This window comes from Paraburkholderia sp. (genome assembly GCF_028283785.1).
Lineage (GTDB): Bacteria > Pseudomonadota > Gammaproteobacteria > Burkholderiales > Burkholderiaceae > Paraburkholderia.
Map to the genome: position 1 here is coordinate 63,292 of NZ_JAPWKB010000001.1, position 15,881 is coordinate 79,172.

General features: G+C 63.4%; 20 protein-coding genes. 16 read left to right on the forward strand and 4 right to left on the reverse strand.

Annotation, left to right across the window (positions count from 1 at the left end; all coding sequences use genetic code 11):
• Positions 1-192: 192 nt before the first annotated feature.
• Entirely contained in the window at positions 193-939 is a 747-nt protein-coding gene (gpmA, locus tag PW947_RS00310; protein WP_299628590.1) for a 2,3-diphosphoglycerate-dependent phosphoglycerate mutase, read from the reverse strand.
• A 138-nt stretch (positions 940-1,077) separates the two neighbouring features.
• Between gpmA and PW947_RS00315 the strand changes: the two genes are divergently transcribed.
• From PW947_RS00315 to PW947_RS00335, 5 genes are all read left to right on the forward strand, one after another.
• Positions 1,078-1,503, forward strand: coding sequence for a rhodanese-like domain-containing protein (locus tag PW947_RS00315; protein ID WP_299628592.1), 426 nt, complete (start codon positions 1,078-1,080; stop codon positions 1,501-1,503).
• Positions 1,500-1,760: a glutaredoxin 3 gene (grxC, locus tag PW947_RS00320; RefSeq protein WP_169485380.1), complete on the forward strand. Its 261-nt coding sequence runs from the start codon at positions 1,500-1,502 to the stop codon at positions 1,758-1,760. The genes PW947_RS00315 and grxC overlap by 4 nt, the downstream gene beginning before the upstream one ends.
• A 169-nt stretch (positions 1,761-1,929) precedes the next feature.
• Entirely contained in the window at positions 1,930-2,406 is a 477-nt protein-coding gene (gene secB, locus PW947_RS00325) for a protein-export chaperone SecB (RefSeq protein ID WP_299628597.1), read from the forward strand.
• 20 nt (positions 2,407-2,426) lie between these two features.
• A complete protein-coding gene (locus tag PW947_RS00330) occupies positions 2,427-3,425 on the forward strand; it encodes an NAD(P)H-dependent glycerol-3-phosphate dehydrogenase (RefSeq protein ID WP_299628598.1) in 999 nt (332 codons plus the stop codon).
• A 211-nt stretch (positions 3,426-3,636) separates the two neighbouring features.
• On the forward strand, positions 3,637-4,170 hold the full coding sequence (locus PW947_RS00335) for an O-acetyl-ADP-ribose deacetylase (protein WP_299628601.1): 534 nt from the start codon (positions 3,637-3,639) through the stop codon (positions 4,168-4,170).
• 29 nt (positions 4,171-4,199) lie between these two features.
• On the opposite strand, the gene trmL is transcribed toward PW947_RS00335, so the two are convergent.
• Both trmL and PW947_RS00345 read right to left on the reverse strand, forming a co-directional pair.
• Positions 4,200-4,670 carry a tRNA (uridine(34)/cytosine(34)/5-carboxymethylaminomethyluridine(34)-2'-O)-methyltransferase TrmL gene (trmL, locus tag PW947_RS00340; RefSeq protein WP_299628602.1) on the reverse strand — a complete coding sequence of 157 codons (471 nt, stop codon included), beginning with the start codon at positions 4,668-4,670 and terminating at the stop codon, positions 4,200-4,202.
• Positions 4,671-4,689: 19 nt separating this feature from the next.
• Positions 4,690-5,397: a ComF family protein gene (locus PW947_RS00345; protein ID WP_299628654.1), complete on the reverse strand. Its 708-nt coding sequence runs from the start codon at positions 5,395-5,397 to the stop codon at positions 4,690-4,692.
• Positions 5,398-5,573: 176 nt separating this feature from the next.
• Here PW947_RS00345 and PW947_RS00350 point away from each other — a divergent pair, with 176 nt between their 5' ends.
• From PW947_RS00350 to PW947_RS00385, 8 genes are all read left to right on the forward strand, one after another.
• A complete protein-coding gene (locus tag PW947_RS00350; protein ID WP_299628604.1) occupies positions 5,574-6,557 on the forward strand; it encodes a methyltransferase domain-containing protein in 984 nt (327 codons plus the stop codon).
• A 271-nt stretch (positions 6,558-6,828) separates the two neighbouring features.
• Positions 6,829-7,302, forward strand: coding sequence for a DUF2244 domain-containing protein (locus tag PW947_RS00355; RefSeq protein WP_299628606.1), 474 nt, complete (start codon positions 6,829-6,831; stop codon positions 7,300-7,302).
• Between the two features lie 78 nt (positions 7,303-7,380).
• Positions 7,381-8,994, forward strand: coding sequence for a cytochrome c oxidase subunit II (gene coxB / locus PW947_RS00360; RefSeq protein ID WP_299628608.1), 1,614 nt, complete (start codon positions 7,381-7,383; stop codon positions 8,992-8,994).
• Between the two features lie 45 nt (positions 8,995-9,039).
• Complete coding sequence (ctaD, locus tag PW947_RS00365) at positions 9,040-10,644, forward strand: cytochrome c oxidase subunit I (RefSeq protein ID WP_299628610.1); 1,605 nt, start codon at positions 9,040-9,042, stop codon at positions 10,642-10,644.
• A gap of 92 nt (positions 10,645-10,736) precedes the next feature.
• On the forward strand, positions 10,737-10,883 hold the full coding sequence (locus tag PW947_RS00370; protein ID WP_299628612.1) for a cytochrome oxidase small assembly protein: 147 nt from the start codon (positions 10,737-10,739) through the stop codon (positions 10,881-10,883).
• A 41-nt stretch (positions 10,884-10,924) separates the two neighbouring features.
• A complete protein-coding gene (locus PW947_RS00375) occupies positions 10,925-11,500 on the forward strand; it encodes a cytochrome c oxidase assembly protein (RefSeq protein ID WP_299628614.1) in 576 nt (191 codons plus the stop codon).
• 27 nt (positions 11,501-11,527) lie between these two features.
• On the forward strand, positions 11,528-11,740 hold the full coding sequence (locus tag PW947_RS00380; RefSeq protein WP_299628616.1) for a DUF2970 domain-containing protein: 213 nt from the start codon (positions 11,528-11,530) through the stop codon (positions 11,738-11,740).
• Between the two features lie 122 nt (positions 11,741-11,862).
• The gene (locus PW947_RS00385; protein WP_299628618.1) at positions 11,863-12,720 is read left to right on the forward strand and encodes a cytochrome c oxidase subunit 3; all 858 of its coding nucleotides are present in this window, start codon (positions 11,863-11,865) and stop codon (positions 12,718-12,720) included.
• A gap of 227 nt (positions 12,721-12,947) precedes the next feature.
• Here PW947_RS00385 and PW947_RS00390 read toward each other — a convergent pair whose 3' ends face one another.
• Entirely contained in the window at positions 12,948-13,157 is a 210-nt protein-coding gene (locus PW947_RS00390; RefSeq protein WP_299628620.1) for a twin transmembrane helix small protein, read from the reverse strand.
• Between the two features lie 105 nt (positions 13,158-13,262).
• Here PW947_RS00390 and PW947_RS00395 point away from each other — a divergent pair, with 105 nt between their 5' ends.
• From PW947_RS00395 to PW947_RS00405, 3 genes are all read left to right on the forward strand, one after another.
• Positions 13,263-13,979 (forward strand): SURF1 family protein, encoded by a 717-nt coding sequence (locus PW947_RS00395; protein ID WP_299628622.1) that lies wholly within the window; start codon positions 13,263-13,265, stop codon positions 13,977-13,979.
• 61 nt (positions 13,980-14,040) lie between these two features.
• Positions 14,041-14,727, forward strand: a complete 687-nt coding sequence (locus tag PW947_RS00400; protein ID WP_299628623.1) for a cytochrome C oxidase subunit I — start codon at positions 14,041-14,043, stop codon at positions 14,725-14,727.
• Between the two features lie 43 nt (positions 14,728-14,770).
• Positions 14,771-15,880, forward strand: coding sequence for a COX15/CtaA family protein (locus PW947_RS00405; RefSeq protein WP_299628625.1), 1,110 nt, complete (start codon positions 14,771-14,773; stop codon positions 15,878-15,880).
• Position 15,881: the final 1 nt, after the last annotated feature.

Consider the following 15,881-nt stretch of genomic DNA (forward strand, 5'->3'; position numbering starts at 1 on the left):
GTGGCAGCGAGATGGCGCGCCGGTGGCGCAACGGCTCGCGGCGCACGCGAACCGGCATGCCGGGCGGAAACGGACGAACCAGAAACGGAAACGGAAACGGCCGCCCGCGTGCTTGCACGCGGGCGGCCGCTCTTGTGTGGCATTGCGTGGCGCAGACCGGCGCGGTTCAGCGCCGGTCGCGCCCGCAGGCGATCAGCCTGCCTTGCCCTGTTTGGCGACAGCGGCTTGCGCGGCCGCGATCGCGTCCTGGTCGCCGAGGTAGTAGTGCTTGATCGGCTTCAGGTTTTCGTCGAGTTCGTAGACGAGCGGCACGCCGTTCGGAATGTTCAGCCCGACGATGTCGTTGTCGGAAATACCGTCCAGATACTTGATCAGCGCGCGCAGCGAGTTGCCGTGCGCGGCGATCAGCACCTTGCGGCCCGACTTGACGGCGGGCGCGATCGACTCGTTCCACATCGGCAGCACGCGCGCGACGGTGTCTTTCAGACACTCGGTGAGCGGCAGCTCGGCACGCGGCACCTTCGCGTAGCGCGGATCGTTGTAGGCGGTGCGGTCGTCGGACGGATCGAGCGCGGGCGGCGGCGTGTCATAGCTGCGACGCCATACGAGCACCTGTTCGTCACCGTATTTCGCGGCGGTTTCGGCCTTGTTCAGACCCGACAGCGCGCCGTAATGGCGCTCGTTCAGACGCCACGAATGCACCACCGGCAGATACATCAGATCCATCTGGTCCTGCACGTGCCACAGCGTGCGGATCGCGCGCTTGAGCACGGACGTGTACGCGATATCGAACGTGAAGCCCGATTCCTTCAGCAGCACGCCAGCCTGCTGCGCTTCACGGTTGCCCTGTTCGGTCAGGTCGACATCGACCCAGCCGGTGAAGCGGTTTTCCTTGTTCCACGTCGATTCGCCGTGGCGGATGAGAACGAGTTTGTACATGAGGATGCCGGTCGGTAGTAAGGAAGCGGTAAAGCGATCGTCGCACGTGCAAACGGTGCGCCGCCATCGCGTCAGACGGTTATTTTATAATGGGTGCATCATCCCTTTCCGATTTCTCTCTTTTTCGGCGGCTTATCCGTGAAGTTCTTCACCGATTACATCAACCTTGTACTCATCGCGATCGTCCTCATCTCTGGTGGGTTGCTCCTGTGGCCGACCATCAGCCGCCGCGGCCGTGGCGGGCTTTCCGCCGCCGCCGCCACGCAGCTGATCAACCGGCGCAATGCCGCTGTCATCGACCTGCGCCCGTCAGCCGACTTCGCGAAGGGTCACCTGCCGGCGGCACGGCATCTCGAGTTTGCCGAATTGCAGGCGAAAGTCGCGCAACTCGTCAAGAACAAGAGCAACCCGGTGCTGCTGGTCTGCCAGACCGGCCAGCAGTCGAACAAGGCCGCGCGTATCGTGCAGGATGCAGGTTACGCGGAAGTCCACGTTCTCGAAGGCGGTGTCGATGCCTGGCAGAAAGCGGGAATGCCGGTCGTGAAACAAGGAGCAGCGAAGTGAACAAAGTGATCATGTACAGCACGCAGGTGTGCCCGTATTGCCAGATGGCCGAACGTCTTTTAAAGTCGCGCGGCGTCGAGCACGTTGAAAAGGTGCTGATCGACAAAGACCCGGCGCGTCGTGAAGAAATGATGACTCGCACGGGTCGTCGCACGGTGCCGCAGGTGTTCATCGGCGAGACGCACGTCGGCGGTTACGATGATCTCTCCGCGCTGGATCGCGCGGGCGGTCTGATGCCGTTGCTGGACGCTGCCTGATCGGGGTCGGGCAACGCTGGCGCTACCTTCGAATAAAGTAGAAAGTACGCAGACGGTATGCAGCAACAAGCCGGTACGCAGCCGTTCGGCCTGATGGCGGGCGGCGCGTATCGCATCGTTGGGCGGTCCAATGTCCGCCTTATTGAACACAATTAGGAATTATCCAATCATGTCCGACCAGAATGACCAGCCGTTCTTCAACATTCAGCGCATCTACCTGAAGGACATGTCGCTCGAGCAGCCGAATTCGCCGGCTATTTTCCTCGAGCAGGAAATGCCGTCGGTGGAAGTCGAAGTGGACGTGAAGGCCGAGCGCCTCGCCGACACCGTGTTCGAAATCCTCGTGACCGGTACGGTGACGGCAAAGGTGTCGGACAAGGTTGCGTTCCTGATCGAAGCCAAGCAAGCCGGCATTTTCGACATCCGCAACATCCCGGCCGAGCAGATCGACCCGCTGGTCGGCATCGCGTGCCCGACCATTCTGTTCCCGTATCTGCGTTCGAACATCGCCGACGCAATCACGCGCGCCGGTTTCCCGCCGATCCACCTCGCTGAAATCAACTTCCAGGCGCTGTACGAGCAACGTCTCGCGCAGATCGCCTCGCAGGAAGGCGGCGCGGCGACGACCAACGGCACCACGCACTAAGGTCGCCGACGGTGCCGGGTATGAAGGTCTCCGTCCTTGGCGCCGGTGCTTGGGGCACCGCTCTCGCCGGCCATCTGGCCGCGCGTCACGATACGGTGCTGTGGGCGCGCGACAGCGCGCTCGTCGCCGAACTCTCCGCTTCGCAGCAAAACGCCCGCTATCTGGCGGGCGTGGCGTTGCCGGCCGCGCTCCGTTACGAAGCCGATCTCCTCACCGCGCTCGACCACGCTTCGGCGGACGACGCGTTGTGCGTGATCGCCACGCCGGTCGCCGGGTTGCGCGGCATGCTGCGCACCATGCGCGACGCCGGTCGCACGCCGGCGCATATCGTGTGGCTGTGCAAGGGTTTCGACGCCGATTCGCAGTTGCTGCCGCATCAGGTGGTCGCGGCCGAACTCGGCGGGCATGCCAGCAACGGCGTGCTGTCGGGTCCGAGCTTCGCGCGTGAAGTCGGGCAGGGCTTGCCGGTCGCGCTGACCGTCGCCAGTGCATCGGCGGCGTGTCGCGAGCGCACGGTCGAGGCGTTCCATCACGGCGCCATGCGCATCTACACCGGCGACGACGTCGTCGGGGTCGAAGTGGGCGGCGCGGTGAAGAACGTGCTGGCCATCGCCACGGGCATCGCCGACGGCCTCGGCCTCGGTCTGAACGCGCGCGCGGCGCTGATCACGCGCGGGCTGGCGGAAATGTCGCGCCTCGGCGTGACGCTTGGCGGCCGTGCTGAAACGTTCACCGGGCTGACCGGTCTCGGCGATCTGATCCTGACGGCCACCGGTGACCTGTCGCGCAACCGGACGGTCGGCATGCAACTCGCCACCGGCCGCACGCTCGACGACATTCTCGCCGCGCTCGGTCATGTCGCCGAAGGCGTGCGTTGCGCGCGGGCGGTGCTGGCCATCGCCGACGCGCACGGGATCGAAATGCCGATCACGCAAGCGGTCTGCGACGTGCTGTTCAGCGGCGTCGCCCCGCGCGATGCGGTCAGTGCGCTGCTGCGTCGCGATTCGAAAGCGGAATAACGCGGCGACAGGCGCACGAACCACGCGCCATCAATGCGCGAACGACCAACGGCCCGGATTCTCCGGGCCGTTTTCACATCTGCAATCCTCGGTGGGAATACGCGCGCCGCAACGTTCGAACGTTCGCGGAACGGCAGTTGCGCGCCGTTGTCCACACCATACCGGCCGCGCCCGACCGGCGACGTGTGTGCTTCGACCCGCGGAGGTTTCCATGCTCAAGACCGGACACGCGACGCTCGACGCGCGCGTTGTGGACATCACCACACTCGCGCTCGACGCGATCGTCAACGCGGCGAATACGTCGTTGCTGGGCGGCGGTGGCGTGGATGGCGCGATTCATCGTGCGGCGGGGCGGGAATTGCTGCGCGAGTGCGAAACGCTCGGCGGCTGTCAAACCGGCGACGCGAGACTCACCGGCGGCTACCGCTTGCCCGCCAGACACGTGATCCACACCGTCGGACCGGTGTGGAACGGCGGCGGACATGGCGAGCGCGCGTTGCTCGCGTCATGTTACCGGCGCTCGGTGGAAGTCGCGCAGCAAGCCGGTTGCGCGGGGATCGCGTTTCCGGCGATCAGTTGCGGCGTCTACCGTTTTCCGCCCGATGACGCCGTGCGTATCGCGGTCGCGACGGTGATCGACACGTTACCGTCCGCACCCGCCGTCACGCAGGTCATTTTTGCCTGTTTCGACGACGCGATGCTCGCGCGGTACGAAGCCGAACTCGGCCGTCTGCGCAAAACCTGAGCAGAACGCGAGCAGAGCGCGAGCGCCGATCAGGCGCCGCCGTCGAAGCCGGACTGGCGCCATGCTTCGAACACGACCACCGCAACCGTATTGGACAAATTCAGGCTGCGATTGCCGGGCCGCATCGGCAGGCGCACGCGCTGTTCGTTCGCAAAGCGATTCAGCACGTCGTCGGACAGGCCGCGCGTTTCCGCGCCGAACACGAACCAGTCGCCGGACTGAAACGCGTGATCGTGAAAGCGTCCGGAACCGCGCGTGGTGAACGCGAACATCCGCGTCGGATCGGGCGTTTCTTTCGCGACGAACGCGTCCCAGTCCTTGTGGACCTGCATTTCGGCGTACTCGTGATAATCGAGACCGGCGCGACGCATGCGCGCGTCGTCGAGCGGAAAGCCGAGTGGCTCGATCAGGTGCAAACGTGCGCCGGTATTGGCGCACAGGCGAATCACATTGCCGGTGTTCGGCGGAATTTCCGGCTCGACGAGCACGACGTTGAACATGGTGTAAGTCTGGTGAGAACTAATTTTTCGGAGTGCGCAGCGCGACGAGATTCGTCACACGCCGCGCGCCTGCGGCCTTCAATGCGAGCGCCAGTGCTTCGAGCGTCGCGCCGGTCGTCATCACGTCATCGACGATGCCGACATGCAAGCCGTGCACCGGCTTGGCGACGACGAACGCCCGGCCGACGTTTTGCCGCCGCGCGTCGAGATCGAGCTTCGATTGCGGCGCGGTGTCGATCACGCGACGCAACAGCGTGGCGTCGCCGCGAACCTGCAACGCGGCCGCGAGCGGTTTCGCGATCTGCCACGCCTGGTTGTAGCCGCGCGCGACGAGCCGTCGCGACGCCAGCGGCACCGGCGCGATCACGTCGAAGGGTTCGAGACGGCGCGCGGGATCGGCCGCGTCAAGTGCATCGTCGATGCGCTGCGCGAGGCGGCGCGCCAACGCATGCGCCAGCATCAGGCGCGCGCGAAACTTCAGGCCTAGCGCGAGCGTATCGAGCGGTGCGCGGTAGTCGGCGAGCGCCAGCGTGGCGTCGAACGGCGGCGGCGCGGCGACGCAATCCGCGCAACGGAAACCGTTCGGCTGACTGTGACGATGCTGCGTCAGCGGCAACGCGCACGTGACGCAGCGCAGACGCGCTTCGTTCCAGTACGTGCTGTCGCAGGCATCGCACACTGTGGAGTGCGACAGATTGCCGCATAGTGTGCACAGATTCGGCAACATCGGCCGCGCGAACTTTTCCCATGCCGATCCGATCCCGCGACGCAAAGTCGCGCGTTGCGGATAAAGCCGGCCGGAAAGTGTCGGAAGTCGCATGAAGGGGCCGCCCGCAAGGGCTGCGTCGATGAAGGCCTGGAAGCGAGCGAGTATACTTCGGGCTCTTCGTCAGCACGACTCCCATGCCCTCCACATCCGCGAAAAGCAGCCGTCCGGCCTATGATTCCCGGCGTCTCCGGCAGATTTTCGATCGTCGCGCATCGACTTTCGACGACGTCGCCTTCCTCCCGCGAGAAATCGCCCAACGGATGCGCGAGCGTCTCGACTACATCAAGATCGCTCCGTCCGCCGTGCTCGATGCAGCGTGCGGCATGGGCGACGACCTGCCCGCGTTGCGCGAGCGTTTCCCCGAAGCGCCGGTCTACGGCACCGACATCTCCCACGCGATGCTCACCCGCGCGCTGCGCCACGATGCAGGCGACACCAGCTGGCGCCGCTTTCTGCCGGCATCGATCGGCAAGGCGCTCGGCGCGCGAGGTCCGCGTTTTGCTCAGTCCGATTTCGCGGCATTGCCGTTTGCCGCGGCCGCGTTCGAACTGATCTGGTCGAATCTCGCGCTGCATTGGCATTCGCGACCCGACCAGGTTTTTCCCGAATGGCAGCGCGTGCTGAAAGTGAATGGACTCCTGATGTTCAGCACGCTCGGTCCGGATTCGCTGAAGGAATTGCGCGGCGCGTATGCGGAAGTCGAGGCGGCGCGAGGCTTGCCGGGACGCGCGCATGTGATCGATTTCGTCGATATGCACGATCTCGGCGACATGCTGGTCGAGAGTGGCTTCGAGATTCCGGTGATGGACCAGGAAGTGCTGACGATCACGTACAAGTCGCCGCAGTCGCTGCTTCGCGATGTGCGTCGGTGGGGCGCGTATCCGTTCGAACGCGATCCCGCGCCCACCGAGGGCACCGGTTCCGGCAGTTCGCGGCGACGCCTGCACGACGCGTTGCTGGCCGCGCTCGAAGCGCGCCGGCGACCCGACGGCACGATCCCGCTCACGTTTGAAGTCATCTATGGACACGCCTGGAAAGCCGTGCCGCGGACCACGCCGGAAGGTCACGGAATCGTACGTCTGGAAGACATCGGCAAAGGTTCACCGAAGAATCGGTGACCAGGTAAACCCCCGATCTGTTATGTCAGAAATTAGGGAGTGAAAAGCACTGCCAACAGTGCGTCAAAACGGCGCAGAGGCTTGTCGGGCTTGGCTTTTGGGCCGATTGCCCCTTGCTTGTGGATGCCCTTGAACGCGCCTATAATGCGTCAGTTTGTCGCTCGCAGACCCCACTTTTGGAGCGATAAGTCCGAGACGTCGGGCGGCGGTAAGTCGACGGAAAAAAGCACCAAGTTGAGCACCAGCGCGGAGCATTTCGCGGGAGGCGGCGATGGATGCATCTGATCTGCTAGCTGAATCGGAACCGGTCCTGAAAGACTGGACCATGAAGCGCAACTGCTCGGTTTCGCCGCGCCAGTTCGTCGGCTTCTATGTATCGCTCGCGTTGTTCTCGCTGGCCATTGCGTTCATGCTTGTCCTGGCCGGCGCATGGCTGGTGTTGCCGTTCACAGGTATCGAATTGTTGGCAGTCGGCGCCGCTTTTGCGGTGTACGCGCGCCATGCCGTCGATTACGAGCGCATCCTGCTGTTTCATAACCGCCTCGTCGTCGAACAGGTCAGCGCGGAACACAAGACCCAGTTTGAATTCAATCCGCGCTGGGTGCGGGTTGAACCGGGTGCATCGCTGCGCGATCCGGTCAGACTGATCTCGCGCGGCCAGACGGTCACGGTAGGGCAACACCTGGCGCAATATCGGCGCGCCCAGTTTGCTGGCGAATTACGCATGTGGCTCATGCGGTGCTAGATGCGCCGGATTGCGCATCGACCCGTGGATCGTTCTACCGCGAGCACGGGCAACCTTCCAGCGGGGTCGAGGGTTTGAATGGAAAATTTGGGTAAGGAAGCTATGAAAACAATCAAGCGAGCCCTGATGGGTGTGCTGGCGATAAGCGGACTGCTGTTCGCCGGTGCGGCCCTTGCGGCAGTTGGCGATGTCCCGGGCGGCCCAGCCGTCAACGAGATCAATCTCCAGCCGCCTGCGACGAAAATCGCTGAGGAGCTCTATAACCTCCACACCTTCATGCTGATCCTCTGCACGGTGATTTTCGTCGGCGTGTTCGGGGTGATGTTCTATTCGATCTTCGCGCACCGCAAATCGAAAGGCCATAAGGCCGCCCATTTCCACGAAAGCACCACCGTCGAAATCATCTGGACGATCGTGCCGTTCGTGATCGTCGTGCTGATGGCGCTGCCCGCCACCAAGACCGTCGTGGCGATGAAAGACACCACCAACGCCGATCTCACCGTCAAGGTGACGGGTTATCAGTGGAAGTGGGGCTATGACTACGTGAAGGGTCCGGGCGAGGGCATCAGCTTCCTGTCCACGCTGACCACCCCGCGCGCCGAAACCGACGGCCGCCAGGAAATCACCACCACTTATCTGCAGGAAGTCGACAACCCGCTCGTGGTGCCCGTCGACAAGAAAATCCGCATCATCACCACCGCCAACGACGTCGTGCACTCGTGGTACGTACCCGCGTTCGGCGTGAAGCAGGACGCGATTCCGGGCTTCGTGCGCGACACATGGTTCAAGGCGGACAAGGTCGGCACGTTCCGCGGCTTCTGTACGGAACTGTGCGGCAAGGAACACGCGTTCATGCCGGTCGTGGTCGAGGTGCTGTCCGCTGACGACTACGCAAAATGGGTCGACGACCAGAAGAAGAAAATGGCCGCCGGCGCCGACGATCCGAACAAGACGTACACGCAAGCCGAACTGATGGATCGCGGCGGCAAGGTCTACGCGTCGAACTGCGCGGTCTGCCACCAGCCGACCGGCAAGGGCGCGGGCGCATTCCCGGCACTCGACGGCAGCAAGATCGCGAACGGCCCGATCGCCGATCACGTCAGCATCGTGCTGAAGGGCAAGGGCGCGATGCCGTCGTGGGCACCGACGTTGAACGACGTCGAGATCGCTTCGGTGATCACGTTCGAGCGCAACTCGTGGGGCAATCACACCGGCGACCTGCTTCAACCGAAACAGATCGCCGACGCGCGCAACGGCAAGATGCCCGAAGGCGGCAACCATCTGGCCGACGCAGGCGCGGCTCCGGCGGCAAGCGGCGCGGAAGCGTCGGCGTCGGGCGCGGCACCGGCTGCGGCTGCATCGTCGGCGGATAGCGCGAGTCTGCCCGCCAGCATCTATTTCGACACCGGCAAGAGCACGCTGCCTGCCGACGCGAAAGCGGCCGTCGACGCCGCCGCCGCGTATGCGAAGGCGCATCCGGACGCGAAGTTCGCGCTGTCTGGCTACACCGACGCCACCGGTTCCGCCGACATCAACAGCAAACTCGCCAAAGACCGCGCCGTCGCGGTCCGCGACGCGCTGAAAGCGGCTGGCATCGCCGAAGACCGAATCATCATGAAGAAGCCGGAAACCATCACGGGCGGCAGCGACGCGAAAGAAGCCCGCCGCGTCCAGATCAATCCGGCCGCCTGACGTAAGCCCTGGTCAGTACAGCAGTTTTCGCATTAGGAGATAGTCATGTCTAGCATCGGACACGATGTAGCAGGGCACGCGCACGACGACCACGCCCATGAGCTGCCGCATGGCTGGCGTCGCTGGCTGTTTGCGACCAATCACAAGGACATCGGTACGTTGTACCTGCTGTTCTCGTTCGTGATGTTCCTGTCCGGCGGCGTGATGGCGCTGGGCATCCGTGCCGAACTGTTCGAGCCCGGCCTGCAGATCATGCGGCCCGAGTTCTTCAACCAGTTGACCACGATGCACGGCCTGATCATGGTGTTCGGCGCGATCATGCCGGCCTTCGTCGGTTTCGCGAACTGGATGGTGCCATTGCAGATCGGCGCGTCGGACATGGCGTTCGCGCGCATGAACAACTTCAGCTTCTGGCTGCTGCCGGCCGCGGCCGTGCTGCTGGTCGGTTCGTTCTTCGCGCCCGGCGGCGCGACGGCGGCCGGCTGGACGCTGTACGCACCGCTGTCGACGCAGATGGGCCCGGGCATGGACTACGCGATTTTCGCGGTCCACATCATGGGCGCGTCGTCGATCATGGGCGGCATCAACATCGTCGTGACGATTCTCAACATGCGCGCGCCCGGCATGACGCTGATGAAAATGCCGATGTTCGCGTGGACGTGGCTGATCACCGCTTACCTGCTGATTGCGGTGATGCCGGTGCTGGCAGGCGCAATCACCATGGTGCTGTTCGATCGCCACTTCGGCACGTCGTTCTTCAACGCGGCGGGCGGCGGCGATCCGGTGATGTATCAGCACATCTTCTGGTTCTTCGGTCACCCCGAGGTCTACATCATGATCTTGCCGGCGTTCGGGATCGTGTCGCAGGTGATCCCGGCGTTCTCGCGCAAGCCGCTGTTCGGCTATAGCTCGATGGTGTACGCGACCGCGTCGATCGCGATCCTGTCGTTCATGGTCTGGGCGCACCATATGTTCGCCACGGGCATGCCGGTGACGGGCCAGTTGTTCTTCATGTACGCCACGATGCTGATCGCGGTTCCGACGGGCGTGAAGGTGTTCAACTGGGTCGCGACGATGTGGCGCGGCGCGCTGAGCTTCGAAACGCCGATGCTGTTCGCGGTGGGCTTCCTGCTGGTGTTCACGTTCGGCGGTCTGTCGGGCCTGATGCTGGCCATGGCGCCGCTCGACATCCAGTATCACGGCACCTATTTCGTGGTCGCGCACTTCCACTACGTGCTGGTGGCGGGTTCGCTGTTCGCGCTGTTCTCCGGCTGGTATTACTGGGCGCCCAAATGGACCGGCTGGATGTACAACGAAACGCGCGGTCAGATCCACTTCTGGGCGTCGCTGATCTTCTTCAACCTCGCGTTCCTGCCGATGCACTTCGTCGGTCTCGCGGGCATGCCGCGTCGGTACGCCGACTACCCGGCGCAATTCACAGACTGGAATCAGGTCATCACCATCGGCGCATTCGGCTTCGGTCTCGCCCAGGTGTACTTCCTGTTCGCGGTCGCGCTGCCGTGCTATCGCGGCGGCGGCGATCTCGAAAAGGCGTCGGACAAGCCGTGGGACGGCGCAACGGGCCTCGAATGGACCGTGCCGAGCCCGGCACCGTTCCACACGTTCGAGCAACCGCCGACCGTCGAATAAAGTCATGCCGTCCGGACGGCGCGGGGCAATCGCTCGCGCCGTCCGGAAATCCCGTCGTTGCGCGGGCAACGATTGCATCCACGCCATTCAGCATGACCCGGAATCCACAAAAAAGACGGTCGCCCGAACAGATTCGTGCGGGCAACAAGCGGTTGGGGCTGATTCTGCTGGGCGTCGCCGCCGTCTTTTTTCTGGGTGCCGTTTTCAGACAGTTGTGGTTGAGCCGCGACGGCGCGTGACGCGCGCGTTGTCGGTGCTGACCGTACGTTAAGGAAGTTCGATGTCGACGCAACCGCCGGCCGGAGCCGATCGCGCTTTCAACCGTTCGATGCTGTTCAAGCTGGTCGTGGTCGCGTTGATGATGTTCGGCTTTGGTTTCGCGCTGATCCCGATGTACCGCGCGATCTGCGAAGTCACCGGCATCAACAACCTCGTGCAACGCGATACGACCGCGCGCGAGGCGAAGAATACGCAGGTCGACATGACGCGCACGGTGTCGATCGAGTTCGACGCGAATGCGCGCGGACCGCTCGGTTTCAAGCCGGAGCAGCACAGCATGGACGTGCATCCCGGCGAAGTCATGACGGTGATGTACGAGGTCAGCAACGAACAGCCACGCACGATCCAGGCGCAGGCCATTCCGAGCTACGCGCCGAAGCAGGCCACCGAGTTCTTCAGGAAGATCGAGTGTTTTTGCTTCACGCAGCAGACCTTGAAGGCGAACGAGACGAAGCGGCTGCCGGTGGTCTTCGTGGTCGATCCCAAGTTGCCGAAAGACGTCAAGACGATCACGCTGTCGTACACGTTCTTCGAATTGAGTACGCCGGCAACCGCCAGAAGCGGCAGCGCCGGTTGATGTGCAGCGTGAGGAGACAACGCACCGATGAGCGATAACGGTAACGGCAGCGCCCGCAAAGGCAGCTTCGGCCAGTCGATGAAAGCCGTGATGTGGTCGTTTCTGGGCGTGCGCAAGCGTCGCGACCTCGAAGCGGACGCGACATCGCTCAATCCGCTGCATGTGGTTGCGGCGGCGTTGATCGGCATGGCGATCTTTATCGGCGTGCTGATCCTGGTCGTCCACCTCGTGGTGGGGTGAGCGGGCGGTACAGCAGTCTGACGAGTGTGACGAATCAGAGCAAAAGCGGCGCGGTCGCGAATGCGCCGTCGAAGACACAGCCGGAGCTTCCGGGACAACTGGACTGAAGTGGAGATACAGGAATGAGCGGTCAAAACGAGAGCCCGTACTACTTCGTACCGCATCCGTCGCGGCATCCGATCAGCGCGGCCATCGGGCTGCTGGTCATGCTGATTTCGCTGGCGGAGTGGGTCAATGGCCAAAGTTGGGCGCCGATCACCGTGGTGGTCGGCCTGCTCTGGCTGCTCTTCACGCTGTGGCACTGGTTCGGCGACGCGATCTCCGAGTCGGAGAGCGGCATGTACGGCAAGAACGTCGACGCGTCGTATCGCTGGAGCATGAGCTGGTTCATCTTCTCCGAAGTGATGTTCTTCGGCGCGTTTTTCGGCGCGCTGTTCTACGCGCGGCAAATCGCGCTGCACGAACTCGGCAGTCTCGATTACAAGCTGATCTGGCCGGATTTCTCGGCTGTGTGGCCGAACAACGGTCCGGCCGCGCTGGTGTCGCACTTCAAGTCGATGACGCCGTGGCCGGTGCCGACCATCAACACCGCGCTGCTGCTGTCGTCGGGCGCGACGTTGACGGTGTCGCACCATGCGCTGCGCGAAGATCATCGCAAGAAGGCGATCATCTGGCTCGCGGCCACGCTCCTGCTCGGCGTGACGTTCCTGTTCTTCCAGGGCTTCGAATATTTCCACGCGTACAACGAACTGAACCTGACGCTGGCATCCGGCGTGTACGGTTCGACGTTCTTTCTGCTGACGGGCTTCCACGGTTTTCACGTGTTTCTCGGCGGGACGATGCTGGCGGTCGTGCTGGTCCGGATGATCCGTGGACACTTCACCGCCGACCACCACTTCGCGTTCGAAGGCGCGGCCTGGTATTGGCACTTTGTCGACGTCGTGTGGCTGGGCTTGTACGTCGTCGTGTACTGGTTGTGATGGCTCGCGTGCGGTGCGCCGCACGAAGCCGCGCTGTCCGTGATCCGTGTTTGATCGACGTGTAGCAGGAAGCAGAAGCAGAATCGACATAGCGCCGCTCTCGACCCGGTCGGGGCGGCGTTTTGTTTGGCGGGTGCGGCCTGGTGTCGCAATATCGCGCGGTGCCGAACGCCCGCGCAACCGGCGGAGTAGCATCCGCCCAGACGACGCGACCGTCGCGTCGGCGATCAGCGGCCCAGCGGAATGCCGGTGGACTGAATCCAGCCCATCCAGTGTGCGAACAGGATGAACAGGAACAGCGAGATCGACAGCCCCACGCGAGTTGCCAGCGACCACACCATCCGCTTGGTCCGGCCACGGTCGTGCATCATGAAATACAGCGCCGAGACCATGCTGGCAATGATCAGAACGAAGGCGACTGGAACGAGGATGTGCATGGAATCCACTGAAAATCGGGAGCGAGATCGAGCTTTGCGCAATGTGCGTACCATCCCGATTATGGCACCGCGGATTGAGCCGCGTCCCCTGCTGTGGAGCGCGCAATGAAGTTTCGTCTGGTGCCCGCGCTGCTGATCCTGGTCGTGATGATCGTCACGGCGAAACTGGGCTTCTGGCAACGCGATCGCGCGCTGCAGAAAGAGGCGCTCGAAGCGCAGATCACGCAATTCGAAACCGCGTCGCCGCAGACTGTCGGCGCGACGCCGATCGCGCTGAAAGAGATCGAGTTTCACCGGGTCCGCGCGCGCGGCCGGTTTATACCGGAGCAGGTCGTGTATCTGGACAATCGTCCTTATAACGATCAGCCGGGCTTTTATGTGGTGATGCCTTTTAAACTCGCGGACGGCGGTTACGTGCTGGTGAATCGTGGCTGGTTGCCGCGCAATATCAGCGAGCGCACGGAGATCGCGCCGTACGACACGCCGACGGGCGATATCGAGATCGAAGGCGTTGCGCGTGCCGATGCGACGCGCGCGTACGAACTGGGTCATGGCGGGTCGGCCGCGCATCAGCCGATCCGACAGAATCTCGACGTCGCCGCCTACGCCGCCGAAACCGGTTTGCCATTGCAGCCGTTCGTGATCCAGCAACTCGGCGACGACGGCGACAAGCTGGTGCGCGACTGGCCGAAGCCGGATAACGGCGTCGATCGCAACTACGGTTATATGTTCCAGTGGTGGGGCATGGGACTCGCGGCGCTGGCGTTCGGACTGTATGCCGCGCGGCGGGCCGCGAAAAAAGAACAGCCGGTTGACGCATAACGCGCACAAAGCACGTAACGCGCACGCAGCCGCACATTCATCGAATCCAGGAGGTCACGCAGTGTCGACGCAATCCACCCGACCGCCGCAGCCCGGCAAACCCGTAGCGTCCCGTCCCGGCGCCGAGCTGCCCGCGTCGAACGGCGCGCGACGGCCTCGCAAGCCGGGCTCATGGAAGCGCGGCCGCTGGATCCTGCTGCTGCTGGCGATCGTCTGCGGTGCGCCGATTGCCGTGTCGTATCTCGCGTACTACGTGATCAAACCGACCGGCGGCACCACCAGTTACGGCACGCTGGTCGCACCGCAGCGGCCGGTTCCGGACAACCTGGTCGTCACCGGCGAAGACGGCAAGCCGATGAAACTCAGCGCGTTGCGCGGCAAATGGCTGCTGATTTCCGTCGACGCCAGTGCGTGCGGCCAGCCGTGCGTGACGAAGCTGTATTTCATGCGCCAGGTGCGCGCGACGCAAGGCGCGGAGCGCGACCGCGTGCTCAACGTCTGGCTGCGTACCGATCCGTCGAACGTGCCGGATGTCGTCCAGAAGGCGTATCGGGACACCGACATGCTGATCGCCGATCCGGCCGCACTCGCCGCATGGCTTCCGGTCGAAGCCGGCACGCAGTTGAGCGACCACATCTTCATGGTCGATCCGAATGGGAACCTGATGATGCGTTTCCCGAAAGATCCGAACCCGACCAAGATCAAAGGAGATGTGACGAAGCTGCTGAAGTGGTCGAGCATCGGATAGGCTTCCGGCCAACGTCAGAATTTTCGCAACAAGGGTAAGAGAGATGTTCGTATTGGAACTGGGCCTGATCGGCTTGTGCATTGCACTGCTTCCGCTGTCTTACGTGTGGGTCAAGGCGGATGACAGCAAATTCCGCAAGCTGGTGTGGGTCACGACCTTCATGACGCTCGATCTGGTGATGTTCGGCGGTTTTACGCGGCTCACCGATTCGGGCCTCGGTTGTCCCGACTGGCCCGGTTGTTATGGCACGTCGTCGCCGTTTATCGCGCATGCGGCGATTTCCGCCGCGCATCAGTTGATGCCGACGGGACCGGTCAGCATGAGCAAGGCGTGGATCGAGATGATTCACCGCTATTTCGCGATGGCGATCGGCGTGTTGATCGTCGCGCAGACGATCATCGCGTGGGCTGCGCGGATTCGTCGCAGGCCGCTGCATGTGTCGCCGTGGTGGCCGACGTCGCTGCTGCTGCTGATTCTCGTGCAAGGCGCGTTCGGCGCATGGACCGTGACGCTCAAGCTGCAACCCGTGATCGTGACGACGCATCTGTTGCTCGGACTGGCACTGCTCGGCACGCTCGGCTGGCTGGGCGCGCGGCTGACGCCGTTTCCGGCTTTCGAGCCGGAAGTGGCGCGCTGGCGTGCGGCCGCGCTGGTGGGCCTGGCGCTGCTGGTCCTGCAGATCGCGTTGGGCGGTTGGGTGAGCACCAATTACGCGGTGTTAGCGTGCACTGACTTCCCGACCTGCAACGGCCAATGGATTCCGCCGATGGATTTCGCGCACGGTTTTCACCTGTGGCGCGCACTCGGCATGACCAGCGATGGCGACATCATCACGCAGGACGCACTGGTCGCGATCCATTGGACGCATCGGACGTTCGCGGTCGTGGTCGTCGCATATCTGATCTGGTTTGCGCTAAAAATGCGCAGATTTGAATCGCTCCGGCGGCCGGCCAACGGCGTTCTTGCGGTGGTCGTGATCCAGTTCATCACCGGTATGTCGAACATCGTGCTGCAGTGGCCGTTGCCGGTTGCCGTCGCCCACAACGGTGGCGCCGCCATCCTGTTATTGTTGCTCGTCATGCTAAACTTTCGAATCGCCTATAGCCGTCCCGGCCGCGCCGTCTTGCCTGCGCGCGACGCCGCGCCTGCCTGAC

What these genes read in the sequence shown, in the direction of transcription:
- gpmA (WP_299628590.1), bottom strand. Translation starts at nt 939, where the DNA reads ATGTACAAACTCGTTCTCATCCGCCACGGCGAATCGACGTGGAACAAG.
- PW947_RS00330 (WP_299628598.1), top strand. Translation starts at nt 2,427, where the DNA reads ATGAAGGTCTCCGTCCTTGGCGCCGGTGCTTGGGGCACCGCTCTCGCC.
- trmL (WP_299628602.1), bottom strand. Translation starts at nt 4,670, where the DNA reads ATGTTCAACGTCGTGCTCGTCGAGCCGGAAATTCCGCCGAACACCGGC.
- PW947_RS00380 (WP_299628616.1), top strand. Translation starts at nt 11,528, where the DNA reads ATGAGCGATAACGGTAACGGCAGCGCCCGCAAAGGCAGCTTCGGCCAG.
- PW947_RS00405 (WP_299628625.1), top strand. Translation starts at nt 14,771, where the DNA reads ATGTTCGTATTGGAACTGGGCCTGATCGGCTTGTGCATTGCACTGCTT.
- PW947_RS00385 (WP_299628618.1), top strand. Translation starts at nt 11,863, where the DNA reads ATGAGCGGTCAAAACGAGAGCCCGTACTACTTCGTACCGCATCCGTCG.
- PW947_RS00390 (WP_299628620.1), bottom strand. Translation starts at nt 13,157, where the DNA reads ATGCACATCCTCGTTCCAGTCGCCTTCGTTCTGATCATTGCCAGCATG.
- PW947_RS00350 (WP_299628604.1), top strand. Translation starts at nt 5,574, where the DNA reads ATGCCCTCCACATCCGCGAAAAGCAGCCGTCCGGCCTATGATTCCCGG.
- PW947_RS00395 (WP_299628622.1), top strand. Translation starts at nt 13,263, where the DNA reads ATGAAGTTTCGTCTGGTGCCCGCGCTGCTGATCCTGGTCGTGATGATC.
- ctaD (WP_299628610.1), top strand. Translation starts at nt 9,040, where the DNA reads ATGTCTAGCATCGGACACGATGTAGCAGGGCACGCGCACGACGACCAC.
- PW947_RS00370 (WP_299628612.1), top strand. Translation starts at nt 10,737, where the DNA reads ATGACCCGGAATCCACAAAAAAGACGGTCGCCCGAACAGATTCGTGCG.
- coxB (WP_299628608.1), top strand. Translation starts at nt 7,381, where the DNA reads ATGGAAAATTTGGGTAAGGAAGCTATGAAAACAATCAAGCGAGCCCTG.
- PW947_RS00335 (WP_299628601.1), top strand. Translation starts at nt 3,637, where the DNA reads ATGCTCAAGACCGGACACGCGACGCTCGACGCGCGCGTTGTGGACATC.
- secB (WP_299628597.1), top strand. Translation starts at nt 1,930, where the DNA reads ATGTCCGACCAGAATGACCAGCCGTTCTTCAACATTCAGCGCATCTAC.
- PW947_RS00355 (WP_299628606.1), top strand. Translation starts at nt 6,829, where the DNA reads ATGGATGCATCTGATCTGCTAGCTGAATCGGAACCGGTCCTGAAAGAC.
- PW947_RS00375 (WP_299628614.1), top strand. Translation starts at nt 10,925, where the DNA reads ATGTCGACGCAACCGCCGGCCGGAGCCGATCGCGCTTTCAACCGTTCG.
- PW947_RS00345 (WP_299628654.1), bottom strand. Translation starts at nt 5,397, where the DNA reads ATGTTGCCGAATCTGTGCACACTATGCGGCAATCTGTCGCACTCCACA.